This is a genomic window from Streptomyces melanosporofaciens, from assembly GCF_900105695.1.
In the GTDB taxonomy this organism is placed as follows: domain Bacteria; phylum Actinomycetota; class Actinomycetes; order Streptomycetales; family Streptomycetaceae; genus Streptomyces; species Streptomyces antimycoticus.
Window position 1 is genome coordinate 1,669,600 of record NZ_FNST01000002.1, and the last position, 12,637, is coordinate 1,682,236.

Genomic DNA, 12,637 nt, shown 5'->3' on the forward strand with positions numbered 1-12,637 from the left:
GCCCGCCTCATTGCTTGGTGACTCGCGAGTAACCTTCGAGTGGTGATCAGAGTAGGGGCCGAATCCTTACCGCGTAAGGGGGTCCGCGTCACGTTGTTCTCACGAGATGCCCAAGAGGATCCCCCGCACACAGCAGGCCCGGCGCAACCATCACGCCGGGCCCGCTGACCACACTCGCTCCGTGGGCTCCGCCCTCGCCCTCGCCAGGGCTCCGCGCCCGCCCGGGGCGGCTGCTACTTCTTCGCCTTGGCGTCCTTACCGTCGGAGTCGGAGGACAGCACCGCGATGAAGGCCTCCTGCGGGACCTCCACGTTGCCGACCATCTTCATCCGCTTCTTGCCTTCCTTCTGCTTCTCCAGCAGCTTCCGCTTACGGGAGATGTCACCGCCGTAGCACTTGGCGAGGACGTCCTTACGGATGGCACGGACCGTCTCACGGGCGATGACCCGGGAGCCGATGGCCGCCTGGATGGGCACCTCGAAGTTCTGCCGCGGGATGAGCTCGCGCAGCTTGGCGACCAGCCGGACGCCGTACGCGTACGCCTTGTCCTTGTGGGTGATCGCCGAGAAGGCGTCCACCTTGTCGCCGTGCAGCAGGATGTCGACCTTGACCAGGTCCGAGGTCTGCTCACCGGTGGGCTCGTAGTCGAGCGAGGCATAGCCGCGGGTCTTGGACTTCAGCTGGTCGAAGAAGTCGAAGACGACCTCGGCCAGCGGCAGGGTGTAGCGGATCTCGACCCGGTCCTCGGAGAGGTAGTCCATGCCGAGCAGCACCCCGCGGCGGTTCTGGCACAGCTCCATGATCGCGCCGATGAACTCGCTCGGGGCGAGGATCGTGCCCCGGACGACCGGCTCGTGCACCGTGTCGATCTTGCCCACGGGGAACTCACTGGGGTTGGTCACCGTGTGCTCGCTGCCGTCCTCCATCTCCACCCGGTAGACCACATTGGGTGCGGTGGCGATCAGGTCGAGATTGAATTCGCGCTCCAGGCGCTCACGGATGACCTCCAGGTGCAGCAGCCCGAGGAAGCCGACGCGGAAGCCGAAGCCGAGAGCGGCCGAGGTCTCCGGTTCGTAGACCAGCGCGGCATCGTTGAGCTGCAGCTTGTCCAGGGCCTCACGCAGCTCCGGATAGTCGGAGCCGTCCAGCGGATACAGCCCCGAGAACACCATCGGCTTCGGGTCCTTGTAACCGCCCAGAGCCTCCTGCGCACCGCGGGTGACCTGGGTGATCGTGTCACCGACCTTGGACTGGCGGACATCCTTCACACCGGTGATCAGATAACCCACCTCGCCCACGGACAGCCCGTCGGCGGGGGTCATCTCCGGGGAGTTGGTGCCGATCTCCAGCAGCTCATGGGCGGCGCCGGTGGACATCATCTTGATCCGCTCGCGCTTGCTGAGCGTGCCGTCGACGACCTTCACGTAGGTCACCACGCCCCGGTAGGCGTCATAGACGGAGTCGAAGATCATCGCGCGGGCGGGGGCGTCATAGACGCCCACCGGGGACGGAACGAGCTCGACGACCCGGTCCAGCAGCTCGGCCACGCCCTCGCCGGTCTTCGCGGAGACCCTGAGCACGTCGGAGGTGTCGCAGCCGATCAGATGAGCCAGCTCGGCGGCGTACTTCTCGGGCTGGGCGGCGGGCAGATCGATCTTGTTGAGGACCGGGATGATCGTGAGGTCGTTCTCCATCGCCAGATAGAGGTTGGCGAGGGTCTGCGCCTCGATCCCCTGGGCCGCGTCGACCAGCAGGATGCAGCCCTCACAGGCGGCGAGGGAGCGCGAGACCTCATAGGTGAAGTCCACATGGCCGGGGGTGTCGATCATGTTGAGGATATGGGTGGCCGGCTCGCCGCCCTCGTCCTTCGTCGGCGCCCAGGGCAGCCGGACCGCCTGGGACTTGATCGTGATGCCGCGCTCGCGCTCGATGTCCATGCGGTCGAGGTACTGCGAGCGCATCTGCCGCTGATCAACCACACCGGTCAGCTGGAGCATGCGGTCGGCGAGCGTCGACTTGCCGTGGTCGATGTGCGCGATGATGCAGAAGTTACGGATCAGAGCCGGATCGGTACGGCTAGGCTCCGGCACATTGGTAGGGGTCGCGGGCACGCAGGGTCCTGTGTCTAGGCGGGACTCGGTGTTATCGGTATGGGTCAGTCCCGTCCATGGTCCCATGAATGGCGACCTCTTCCGGGTTTGGGACGCCATGGACCCTGCTGGTAACCTGGCCGACTGTGTCTCGTGCCCCTCGCTGACGGACATCTCCATGGACTCTCATGGACACCTCCGCGGGCACGGACGCACACCGAAGCAAGCGAAACCCAACGAACCTGCGAAGGCTTTCTACGTGGCGAACATCAAGTCCCAGATCAAGCGGAACAAGACGAACGAGAAGGCGCGCCTGCGCAACAAGGCGGTCAAGTCCGAGCTGAAGACCGCCATCCGCCGCACCCGTGAGGCCGTGGCCGCCGGTGACGCCGAGAAGGCCACCGAAGCCGCCCGCGCCGCCGCGCGCAAGCTCGACAAGGCCGTCAGCAAGGGTGTTCTGCACAAGAACAACGCCGCCAACAAGAAGTCGGCGATCGCCCAGCAGGTCGCCGGCCTCAAGGGCTGACACCCTCCGGCTGATCTCGAAGGCTGACCCTTCCGGGGCATACCGCCCCACCCCGCCGCCGGTTTGGGCACAGCGGTCCCTCTCACCCGCTCCGACCGGCAGCCGAGAGCTTGTTCAGCTCTCTCAGCGGCACCGCGCCGCACGCGGCCTGCGTTCGCCACGCGGGTGCGGCGCACTCGATCGACACGAAGGCCCCGCCCTGTCCTTTCCCCAAGGACAGGGCGGGGCTTTCGCGGTTAATTCGGGTATGTTCACGTCATGTCGACACCGGGGGAAACACCCAATCCGTACGGCCCGCCGCAGCCGCCCCAACCCCCCCAGCCACCTCAGCAGAGCCCACCGCAGAGCCCTCCGCAGGGGCCGCCGCAGAGCCCGCCGCCCGGCCCGTACGGTCAGGTGCCGCCTCAGCCCCAGACGCCGCAGCACCATCCGTACGCGTACGCCCAGCCGACGATGCCGTCCATCCCCCTGGGCGGCGGGTACGGACCGATGGGCATGCCACCCGGGGCGCCGCCCACCGGCCCCGGAGGCGGCAAGGGCTGGCTGTGGGGGCTGGGCGGGGCCGTCGTCGCCTCGGCGGTCTGGGCCGGGGTGCTGTTCGCCACCGGAGGGTTCGAGGACGAGACGAAGGCTGATCTCGCGGGCTACCGCTATCGGACCAATCTGTGCACCCCGACGGATACCCAGCCCTTCGAGGACGCCGGGTACGAGCAGAAGGACGAGAGCGGGTCGTCGTCGACATCGACGTCGAACCCGCAGCACAGCAGCTCCGAGAACGCCGCGCTGGACTCGATGACCTGCAATATCGACTTCGAGCCGAGCGGCTCGAGCAGCAGCGACTACTCCTCGGTCTGGCTCTACACCACGGCGTCGCTGCACAAGAAGACCAACCCCGGGCCGGAGTTCGAGGCCCAGTACCGGTCGTACGAGGACCAGAAGACGTCCACGTACAGCTACGAGGTGAGCCCGGTCAGCGGGCTGGGCGACGAAGCGTATGTGGTGAAGCAGAACAACAGCAGCAGCTCCAACACCGGCGCCTATGTGATCCTCGCCGTGCGGGACGGCTGGATGACCTATCAGTCGACCTGGTCGCAGTATGTGTCGTCCTCGTCCAGCGGCTCGGCCAAGACGCCCGAGGAAGCCACCGAGCTGCTCAAGAAGAGCGCCGAGTCGACGCTGGAGAAGATGAAGGAGTAGCTCGCGGGGCCGATCCGGGGCCGCGGCTTGGATCGGATGCGTCCTGTACGCGGCAACTCGGCCAGGGCCTGCGGCTGCGGATTGCCCGTGGCCCCCCTGGGCCAGGGCCTACGGCTGACCTCGGCCCGCCCGGGCGGCGCGGACGATCGTGACGACCGCCTTCTCCAGGGCGTACGCCGGATCGTCTCCGCCGCCCTTGACCCCCGCGTCGGCCTCGGCGACGGCACGCAGCGCGACCGCCACTCCATCCGCCGACCAGCCACGCATCTGCTGCCGCACCCGGTCTATCTTCCAGGGCGGCATGCCCAGCTCGCGGGCGAGATCGCCGGGGCGGGCGTTACGCGGCGCGGAGGCCAGCTTGCCGATCGCGCGGACGCCCTGGGCCAGGGCACTGGTGATCAGCACCGGCGGCACCCCGGTGGAGACGGCCCAGCGCAGTGCCTCCAGTGCCTCGGCCGCACGGCCCTCGACGGCGCGGTCGGCGACGGTGAAACTGGATGCCTCGGCGCGGCCGGTGTAGTAGCGGGCGACGATGGCCTCGTCGATCGTGCCCTCGACATCGGCCACGAGCTGGGAGACCGCGCTGGCCAGCTCGCGCAGATCGCTCCCGATGGCGTCGACCAGGGCCTGGCATGCCTCGGGGGTGGCGGACCGGCCGGTGGCGCGGAACTCCGAGCGCACGAACGCCAGTCGGTCGGCGGGCTTGGTCATCTTCGGGCAGGCGACCTCGCGCGCCCCGGCCTTACGGGCGGCGTCGAGCAGCCCCTTGCCCTTGGCCGCGCCCGCGTGCAGCAGCACCAGCGTGATCTCCTCGGCGGGGGCGCCGAGATAGCCCTTCACGTCCTTGATCGTGTCAGCCGACAGATCCTGTGCGTTCCGCACCACGACCACCTTGCGCTCGGCGAAGAGCGAGGGGCTGGTGAGCTCGGCGAGGGTGCCGGGCTGGAGCGCGTCGGGCGTCAGGTCGCGCACATCGGTGTCGGGGTCGGCCGCGCGGGCAGCCGCCACCACCTGCTGCACGGCGCGGTCGAGCAGCAGCTCCTCCTGGCCCACGGCGAGTGTCACGGGGGCGAGCGGATCGTCGGTCGTCGTCTTCCTGGCCATCGCGGTCCAGCATCCCACGGACCACCGACAGCCCCGCCGCGTGCCGCCGTCCGGATGTCCGACAATGTTCCGGTGATCGATGAAGGACTGACCGGCGCCCGGCACATCCTGGTGCTGCCCGACCGCGACGCCGCGGAGGAGGTGGCCGAGGCGCTGCCGGAGCGCTTCGGCATTGCCCAGGAGCCCCAGCTGGTGCGGGACGCGCTGGCGGGCGAGGACGACGCCGAGGACGCCCAGTGGCTGGTGGTGATCGAGGACCCGGCCCAGGGCCTGGACCCGGCGGCGCTGGACGCGTTCGCGGACGAGTACGAGGGCTGGCTGGAGGCCGAATAGCCTGGCGCCCGGCCAGGGGCATGGCTCATCGTGGTCACTGAAAAGGGCCACTGTGGGTGGTCACTGAAGGTGGTCGCTGAAGAGGGGGTTCCAAGGATGAGTGGGACAGTGACGGCAGTCAGCAGCAACGGCGAGTACTCGTTCACCAAGCCGAACCGGGACGGCATCACACTGCTCGCCGGTCTCGGTGTCGAGGGCGACGTACACGCCGGTGTGACGGTCAAGCACCGCTCACGCGTCGCACAGGACCCCACCCAGCCGAACCTGCGCCAAGTCCACCTCATCCATGAAGAGCTCTTCGCCGACGTCGGTGCGGAGGGATTCACAGTCGTGCCCGGTGACCTCGGCGAGAACATCACCACCCGTGGCATCGATCTGCTCGGCCTGCCGGTCGGCACGCTGTTGCGCATCGGCGATGACGCGGTGCTGGAGGTGACCGGCCTCCGCAATCCCTGCCTGCAGATCGACAACTTTCGGAACGGTCTTCTGAAGCAGGTCGTCGGCCGCGATGAGGCCGGGAACATCGTGCGCAAGGCCGGAATCATGAGCATCGTGAAGGAGGGCGGCACGGTGCGCCCGGGCGACACGATCACGGCAGAGCTCCCCACCGGCCCCCACCGCCCCTTGGACCGGGTCTGACGGCTTCCCGGCGGGGCAGAATCGCCCTGGGCTCTCTTCCGGAGGCGCTCAAATTCCCGTGCGCGCCATCGGGCCGGGTCCCACACTGCGGGCATGGATGAAAACGCCGACCCCGCGGCCGTCACGCCCGCACAGCGGTCGAGTGAGTTGCTGGGGTATCCGCCCGATGCGCGGCTGCTGATCGTCAACTGCGATGACTTCGGCATGTATCCAGCGATCAACGCCGCGGTGATCGAGTCGATCGAAGAGGGCATCGCCAGTTCATGCAGTCTGATGGTCCCGTGCCCCGCGGCGGCGCAGGCCATGGAACTGCTCAGCCGACGGCCGCGGATCCCGTTCGGAATCCATCTCACCCTGGTGTGCGAGATGCCCGACCACCGATGGGCGCCGATCGCCGCGAGAGAACGCGTTCCCTCGCTGCTGGACTCCGAGGGTGAACTGTTCCCGCCGACGCCCGCCGGACGCGCGGCCCTGCTCGGCCGGGCCCGGCTCGAGGAGATCGAGTTCGAGTTCCGCGCCCAGATCGATGCCGTCGCCGACGCCGGGCTCGCGCCGACTCATCTGGACTTCCACTGCCTGGCCGATGGCGGCCGCGACGACATCCTCGATCTGACGGTAGGGCTGGCCGCGGAGTACGGCCTCGCGGTCCGGGTCTGGCTCGAACCCGCGCGCCGGACAATGCGGCACCGCGGGCTGCCGGTCACCGACAACGACTTCCTGGACAGCTTCTCGCTCGCCATCGAAGGAAAGGCCGCCCGATACGTCCGGATGCTGCGCGACCTGCCCGCCGGGCTCAATGAATGGGCGGTGCACCCGAGTGTGGGAGACAAGGAGTCACAGGCCCGCGACGATGGCTGGCGCGTGCGCCGGACGGACTATGAGTTCCTGATATCGCCGCGGGCCCGTGAAGTTCTCCGACAGGAGGACATCACCGTGATCGACTACCGGACGATCCAGCAGGTCTGGGGCACAACTGTGCGGCCCGAGAGGACCGCCGCGGACTTCACTCGGCGTGTGCCAGGGCCTTGACGAGCTCTTGTGCGAGAGGGCCCGAGGAAGCCGGATTCTGCCCGGTGAAGAGATTGCGGTCCACGACCGTATAGGGCTCCCAGGCGGGACCCCGCGAATACTGGGTGGGCAGCGTCTTCAGCTCGTCCTCCAGCAGCCACTTGGCTTTGTCGGCGAGACCGACGCCGGCCTCCTCCTCGTTGCAGAAACCCGTCAGACGGTAGTCGGCGAAGGGGGTGTCGCCGTTCGCGTCACGGGTGGCGAGGATAGCGGCGGGGGCGTGGCAGACAATGCCGAGCGGATTGCCCGAAGCGAGTGCCTTCCGCAGCAGTGCCGCGGAGTCGGGGTCGACCGAGAGGTCTTGCATCGGGCCGTGGCCGCCGGGGTAATAGACCGCGTCATAGTCCTCGAGGCGCACTTCCGTGAGCGAGATGGGATGCCTCAGCTCATCCGCCGACTCGATGACGGCCTCCTCGTTGAGGGAATTCTCCTCGCCGCCCGCCATGCGGGCTTCCAGACTCATCGTGTCGACAACGGGAACGACCCCATTCGGAGTTGCCACGGTGACTTCGTGTCCGGCGCCGGTGAATACGCTGTAGGGCGCCACGAACTCCTCGGCCCAGTATCCGGTGGGGTGTCGGTGTCCGTCCTTCAGGGTCCAATAGCTCGCGCCGGTCAGCACGCACAGGATCTTGGCCATGGGACGCTCCTCTGAATCCGTTGCCCTGGAAAGGGCCCGCGTCCGGGATTGCACATATGCAGCAAGTCTGAGCGGGCATGCTGGGGGGCTGCAACTCGGGGCCGAGATGCCCCCATGCGATGGCGATCAGGAGCTTCGCCAGACCACACCGCGCTGCTCGTACTCCATGATGGACTCGACGCTGATGGCGATAGATGCCCCGCACTCCCGGGTGATCATCCATAGCGCCAGATCGATTCCGCTGGTGACCCCGCCCGCGGTCACCAGGTTCCCATCGTCGACGACCCGCGCGTCGATCACCTTGCCTCCCTGGGCGGCCAGATCGGCCTTGGCGAGGTGGTGTGTCGTGCACGGGCGGCCTTTGGTCAAGCCTGCCGCGGACAGCACCATGACTCCTGTGCAGACACCGGCGACGATGACTCCGGCCTGCTGTGCCCGCACGAGGTCCCGCAGCACATCCGGATCGTTGATCAGCCGGTCGCCGCCGCCCGGCACGATCAGAAGATCGGCGTCGGTGGGATCCCATGCGGCCGGCACCGTGACTCCGGTGCCGAAGAAGCATGTCACCTCGCCAGGAGCCGAGGGCCGCACCAGGGTCGTTCGTATCTGGCCGCCCGCCGACTCGGCATGCCCGAGAACGTCACGCGGCCCGATGAAGTCCTGCTCCTCCACCCCGTCGTACAGGAGGATCTGAACGCGTAGAGGCATCGGCTTCGTCTCCTTGGACGGTGGAGCGGGGGCCCATATCGCTCTTCGGGAGCGCCGGCCTGCCCTACTAGTCGGGTGCGCCGGTGGAAAAGTTCCCGTCCGGCCATCCCCCGCTACGAAGGCGGTAGTTGGCACAGAGGGGTCGCGGCTCGCCGACGCGGGCACCAAGCGGCCGTGACCGGCCCGACAGTGCCTAAGCTCTCGCCGTGAACGACACGACACCTGGCATAGACGTCAGACCAGGCAGCCTGGCCGACGCTCCGGCCATTCTGGACATGCTCGACTCCGCGGTGGCCTGGATGAACGCTCGGGGCAACACCGAGCAGTGGGGTACGACGCCGTATTCGCAAAAGACGGGCGGGGTGGCGCGGGTCCAGCGGTACACGACCGAGAACGCCCCGTACATCGCGGAGTTGGACGGAACGCCTGTCGGGGCCATGGTGCTGGACTCCGGACCCAGCCCGCAGGTGCCGATCGCACCGGCCGGGGAACCCGAGCGGTACGTCCGGCTGCTGGTCTCCGACCGACAGCGCGCCGGCCTGGGCATCGGGGCGGCACTGCTGGCCCATGCCGTCGAGGAGACCCGGCGGGCCGGGGTGGGGCTGCTGCGGGTCGACTGCTGGGCGGGCGGTGGGGGCGAACTGGTCGCGTTCTACGAGCGCAACGGCTTCACCACCACCGACCGTTTCCTGTCCGGGTCCTGGCCCGGACAGGTGCTGGCCCGGCGGGTCGACTGACGGCGCGGGCAGGGCGGAGCGAGGCAGGGCGCCACAGTGGCATCACGTGGTGCCACTGGAGGCGCAAGGGCGGCCTCGGCTCGATGTGGCACCGCATTGACGCAGTTTGACACCAGCGCGTTTACGCAGGCCAGAGCCGCCCGATGAACCCCAACCCACGGCCACCTCCCTGACGACCTTGCGTATGGCGCCATTGTGGTGCCACTATGGCGTTATGGACCTCACGCCGTATGTCGACAACCTCCGCCGCGAACTCGCGGTGGCCGCCGAAGCGGGCGGCGAAGAAGCCCGCGAGCTGGCCGACCGGCTCACCGCTCCCCTGGAGTCGGCGACCCGGCTGACGATGCTCAATGTGCTCTCCGCCGCGATGGACGAGATCACCCGTGAACTCGCCCCCGGCTCGGTCGACGTACGGCTGCGCGGGCTCGACCCCGACTTCGTGGTGACGCGGCCGGCGGGCGACGAGGCGTACGAGGGCATGAGCGGACCCGCCGAGCCGCTCAAGGCACCGGCCCCGGCACCCGCCGACGGCGACGACGGCGGCACCGCCCGCGTCAATCTGCGGCTGCCCGCCCACCTCAAGGCGCGCGCCGAGGAGGCCGCGAACCGCGAGGGCCTGTCGGTCAACGCGTGGCTGGTACGAGCCGTGTCGGCCGCGGTCGACGGCGGCGCCCCGTCACGGACGACGGAGCAGCCCCGCACCACCCGCACCGTCGGGCAGAGCTTCACGGGCTGGGTGCGCTGACCGCGCCCCGCCTACCCCACTTCGCCTACGCCACTCCGCCCACCCCACTTCTCCCACACCACGTCCCACCAGCGGGGACGCCACGAAGACCCAAGAGGACGGGACAGCCATGCCTTCTTTCGACGCTCCCTTCGACACTCCCGGACCGATCTCGGTCACCGCCCATGTGGAAGCCGGGTCCATCCGGTTCATCGCCGCCGACCGGCTCGACACCCTCGTCGATGTGCGGCCCCGCGACCCGAAGAAGGACCAGGACGTACGGGCGGCCGAACAGTCCGACGTGCGGTACGCGAGTGGCCTGTTGACCATCAGGACACCCAAGCAGCGCTATCTCATCGGGCGCACCGGCACCGTCGATGTGACGGTCGAACTGCCCACCGGCTCGCAAGTGGAGATGACCGGCGCCTGGGCCCAGGTGCACGGCGAGGGGCGGCTCGGCGAGGTCCGGGTGAAGACCTCGTCGGGCGATGTCCGCCTCGACACCACCGGGCCGCTGCACCTGATCGCGTCCCACGGCACCATCACCGTGGACCGCGTCGAGGGGCCCGCCGAGATCACCACCAGCTCCGGCAGCCTGCGCGTCGGTGCCATTGATGGCGCGGCCGTCCTGAAGAACTCCCACGGCACCACGACCGTCGGCGACGCCCTGGGCGATCTGCGGGTGAGCGGCGCCAACGGCGACATCTTCATCGAGCACGCCGAGGGCTCGGTCACCGCCACCACCGCCCACGGCGCCGTGCGCCTCGATGAGGTCGCGCGCGGCACCGTCCAGTTGGAGACCTCCTACGGCGCCATCGATGTCGGCATCCGCGAGGGCACGGCCGCCTGGCTCGACGTCAGCTCGAGCGCCGGCCAGGTGATCAACGCGCTCACCGCGTCCGAGAGCCCGGACACGTCCGAGGACACCGCCGAGGTCAGGGCGCGTACCCGCTTCGGCAACATCAACATCCGCCGCGCCCGGGCCTGACCCGCCCGCTCTCCAGACAACCAAGATCACTTCACCGCTCACCGCGCCTTCGAAGGGGAGGGCCCCATGCATTCATCTGTCATGCTCACGTCCAGGCAGGGCAGCGGCCAGCAGCCGCCCGCCGCCGTCTCCACCGCCGATCTGCGCAAGTCGTACGGCGACAAGACCGTCCTCGACGGCATCGATCTGCGCATCCCGTCCGGCTCCGTGTTCGCGCTGCTCGGGCCGAACGGCGCCGGAAAGACCACCACCGTGCAGATCCTGTCCACACTGATCGCGGCCGACGGCGGCCAGGCCCAGGTCGCGGGCCACGACGTCGCCACCTCACCGGAGGGGGTGCGCGCCACGATCGGCGTCACCGGGCAGTTCGCCGCACTCGACGACCTGCTCACCGCCGAGGAGAACGTGCTCCTCATGACCGATCTGCTGCGCCTGGGCAAGCGCGAAGGACGCAGGCGGGCCAAGGAACTGCTGGCGCGGTTCGACATCGCGGACGTCGCGCACAAGCGCGCCGCCTTCTTCTCCGGCGGTATGCGGCGCCGGCTCGACCTCGCCATGACACTGGTCGGCGACCCGCAGGTGATCTTCCTCGACGAGCCGACGACCGGGCTGGACCCGCGCAGCCGCCGCACCATGTGGGAGACCGTGCGCTCGCTGGTCGCCGACGGCGTCACCGTCTTCCTCACCACCCAATACCTGGAAGAGGCCGACCAACTGGCGGACCGGATCGCCGTGCTCGACGGCGGCCGGATCGTCGCCGAGGGCACCGCCGACGAACTCAAGGCGCAGATTCCCGGCAGCCATGTACGCCTGCGGTTCACCGACCCCGACGAGTACGAGCGCGCGGCCGCCGCCTTCCCCGAGGCGGCCCGGGACGATGAGCAGCTCGCCCTGCGCGTCGCGGGCGATGGCGATCTCGACGCGCTGCGCGCCCTGTTCGACCGGCTCGACGCCGCAGGTATCCGCGCCGCCGACTTCTCCGTGCACACCCCCGACCTCGACGACGTGTTCCTCGCCCTGACCGGCGACGGCAGCACCAACACCGCGCTCCACGCGAAGGAGACCCTGCGATGAGCACGCTCACCTACGTCGTGCACGACTCGATGACGATGCTGCGGCGCAATATCAAGCACGCGCTGCGCTATCCGGGCGTCTCGCTGGGCGCCTCCATGATGCCCATCATGATGCTGCTGCTGTTCGTGTACGCCTTCGGCGACTCGATCGGCTCCGGCATGGGCGGCGGCCGCAACGCGTATCTGAACTATCTGACGCCCGGCATCATCATCATGGGGGTGGCCGCCGGCTCGATGTCGACCTCGGTCGCGGTCTGCACCGATATGACCGAGGGCATCATCAACCGCTTCCGCACCATGAACATCACGCGCTCGTCGTTCATGACGGGCCATGTCGTCGGCAGCGTCCTCACCACGATGGTGAGCCTCGTCCTGGTGGTGGGCGTCGCCCTCGCCATCGGCTTCCGGCCGGACGCCAACCCGCTGGAGTGGCTGGCCGCCACCGGCCTCCTCACGGCCCTCGCGTTCGCCGTGACATGGCTGTCGTGCGCGCTCGGCCTGATCTCCAAGACGGTGGAGTCCGCGAGCAACAAGCCGCTGCTGGTCCAGTTCCTGCCGTTCCTGGGCTCCGCGTTCGTACCGGCCGAGTCGATGTCCCCGGGCCTGCGCTGGTTCGCCGAGTACCAGCCGTTCACACCGATGACCGAGACACTGCGCGGTCTGCTCTCCGGCTCGGAGATCGGCAACGACGGCTGGATCTCGCTCGCCTGGTGCGCCGGGATCGCCCTGGTCGGCTACGTCTGGTCGCGCTCGCTCTTCAACAGCAACACCAAGCGCTGAGCACCGGAACACACCCGGGCCGGGTGCCCA

Annotated in this window: 14 protein-coding genes; 10 read left to right on the forward strand and 4 right to left on the reverse strand. The window is 68.8% G+C overall.

The window, feature by feature from the left end; translation table 11 throughout:
* Positions 1-233: 233 nt before the first annotated feature.
* Positions 234-2,111, reverse strand: coding sequence for a translation elongation factor 4 (gene lepA / locus BLV72_RS10205; RefSeq protein WP_093461722.1), 1,878 nt, complete (start codon positions 2,109-2,111; stop codon positions 234-236).
* Positions 2,112-2,349: 238 nt separating this feature from the next.
* Here lepA and rpsT point away from each other — a divergent pair, with 238 nt between their 5' ends.
* Positions 2,350-2,616 (forward strand): 30S ribosomal protein S20, encoded by a 267-nt coding sequence (gene rpsT / locus BLV72_RS10210; protein ID WP_093461723.1) that lies wholly within the window; start codon positions 2,350-2,352, stop codon positions 2,614-2,616.
* Positions 2,617-3,012: 396 nt separating this feature from the next.
* Complete coding sequence (locus tag BLV72_RS10215) at positions 3,013-3,813, forward strand: hypothetical protein (RefSeq protein WP_244320715.1); 801 nt, start codon at positions 3,013-3,015, stop codon at positions 3,811-3,813.
* A gap of 108 nt (positions 3,814-3,921) precedes the next feature.
* On the opposite strand, the gene holA is transcribed toward BLV72_RS10215, so the two are convergent.
* Positions 3,922-4,917: a DNA polymerase III subunit delta gene (gene holA, locus BLV72_RS10220; protein WP_093461725.1), complete on the reverse strand. Its 996-nt coding sequence runs from the start codon at positions 4,915-4,917 to the stop codon at positions 3,922-3,924.
* Positions 4,918-4,971: 54 nt separating this feature from the next.
* Here holA and BLV72_RS10225 point away from each other — a divergent pair, with 54 nt between their 5' ends.
* From BLV72_RS10225 to BLV72_RS10235, 3 genes are all read left to right on the forward strand, one after another.
* Positions 4,972-5,250 carry a hypothetical protein gene (locus BLV72_RS10225; RefSeq protein ID WP_093461726.1) on the forward strand — a complete coding sequence of 93 codons (279 nt, stop codon included), beginning with the start codon at positions 4,972-4,974 and terminating at the stop codon, positions 5,248-5,250.
* 96 nt (positions 5,251-5,346) lie between these two features.
* Positions 5,347-5,889, forward strand: coding sequence for an MOSC domain-containing protein (locus BLV72_RS10230; RefSeq protein ID WP_093461728.1), 543 nt, complete (start codon positions 5,347-5,349; stop codon positions 5,887-5,889).
* A gap of 93 nt (positions 5,890-5,982) precedes the next feature.
* The gene (locus tag BLV72_RS10235) at positions 5,983-6,918 is read left to right on the forward strand and encodes a polysaccharide deacetylase family protein (RefSeq protein WP_093461729.1); all 936 of its coding nucleotides are present in this window, start codon (positions 5,983-5,985) and stop codon (positions 6,916-6,918) included.
* Here BLV72_RS10235 and BLV72_RS10240 read toward each other — a convergent pair.
* Positions 6,893-7,597, reverse strand: coding sequence for a type 1 glutamine amidotransferase domain-containing protein (locus tag BLV72_RS10240; protein ID WP_093461731.1), 705 nt, complete (start codon positions 7,595-7,597; stop codon positions 6,893-6,895). The genes BLV72_RS10235 and BLV72_RS10240 overlap by 26 nt on opposite strands.
* A 126-nt stretch (positions 7,598-7,723) precedes the next feature.
* Positions 7,724-8,305, reverse strand: a complete 582-nt coding sequence (locus BLV72_RS10245) for a DJ-1/PfpI family protein (protein ID WP_093461732.1) — start codon at positions 8,303-8,305, stop codon at positions 7,724-7,726.
* A 206-nt stretch (positions 8,306-8,511) separates the two neighbouring features.
* Here BLV72_RS10245 and BLV72_RS10250 point away from each other — a divergent pair, with 206 nt between their 5' ends.
* The 5 genes from BLV72_RS10250 to BLV72_RS10270 all read left to right on the forward strand — a co-directional run bounded on the left by BLV72_RS10250 (position 8,512) and on the right by BLV72_RS10270 (position 12,607).
* Entirely contained in the window at positions 8,512-9,042 is a 531-nt protein-coding gene (locus BLV72_RS10250) for a GNAT family N-acetyltransferase (protein ID WP_093461734.1), read from the forward strand.
* A 214-nt stretch (positions 9,043-9,256) separates the two neighbouring features.
* Complete coding sequence (locus tag BLV72_RS10255; RefSeq protein WP_093461735.1) at positions 9,257-9,787, forward strand: toxin-antitoxin system HicB family antitoxin; 531 nt, start codon at positions 9,257-9,259, stop codon at positions 9,785-9,787.
* 109 nt (positions 9,788-9,896) lie between these two features.
* Positions 9,897-10,754, forward strand: a complete 858-nt coding sequence (locus tag BLV72_RS10260; protein ID WP_093461737.1) for a DUF4097 family beta strand repeat-containing protein — start codon at positions 9,897-9,899, stop codon at positions 10,752-10,754.
* An 81-nt stretch (positions 10,755-10,835) separates the two neighbouring features.
* On the forward strand, positions 10,836-11,828 hold the full coding sequence (locus BLV72_RS10265) for an ATP-binding cassette domain-containing protein (RefSeq protein WP_093461738.1): 993 nt from the start codon (positions 10,836-10,838) through the stop codon (positions 11,826-11,828).
* Positions 11,825-12,607: an ABC transporter permease gene (locus BLV72_RS10270; protein ID WP_093461740.1), complete on the forward strand. Its 783-nt coding sequence runs from the start codon at positions 11,825-11,827 to the stop codon at positions 12,605-12,607. Before BLV72_RS10265 ends, BLV72_RS10270 begins: the two co-directional genes overlap by 4 nt.
* Positions 12,608-12,637 lie beyond the last annotated feature (30 nt).

Coding starts and splice junctions, on each gene's coding strand:
- holA (WP_093461725.1), bottom strand. CDS start 4,917: ATGGCCAGGAAGACGACGACCGACGATCCGCTCGCCCCCGTGACACTC.
- BLV72_RS10225 (WP_093461726.1), top strand. CDS start 4,972: ATGTCCGACAATGTTCCGGTGATCGATGAAGGACTGACCGGCGCCCGG.
- BLV72_RS10230 (WP_093461728.1), top strand. CDS start 5,347: ATGAGTGGGACAGTGACGGCAGTCAGCAGCAACGGCGAGTACTCGTTC.
- BLV72_RS10235 (WP_093461729.1), top strand. CDS start 5,983: ATGGATGAAAACGCCGACCCCGCGGCCGTCACGCCCGCACAGCGGTCG.
- BLV72_RS10240 (WP_093461731.1), bottom strand. CDS start 7,597: ATGGCCAAGATCCTGTGCGTGCTGACCGGCGCGAGCTATTGGACCCTG.
- BLV72_RS10245 (WP_093461732.1), bottom strand. CDS start 8,305: ATGCCTCTACGCGTTCAGATCCTCCTGTACGACGGGGTGGAGGAGCAG.
- BLV72_RS10255 (WP_093461735.1), top strand. CDS start 9,257: ATGGACCTCACGCCGTATGTCGACAACCTCCGCCGCGAACTCGCGGTG.
- BLV72_RS10260 (WP_093461737.1), top strand. CDS start 9,897: ATGCCTTCTTTCGACGCTCCCTTCGACACTCCCGGACCGATCTCGGTC.
- BLV72_RS10265 (WP_093461738.1), top strand. CDS start 10,836: ATGCTCACGTCCAGGCAGGGCAGCGGCCAGCAGCCGCCCGCCGCCGTC.
- BLV72_RS10270 (WP_093461740.1), top strand. CDS start 11,825: ATGAGCACGCTCACCTACGTCGTGCACGACTCGATGACGATGCTGCGG.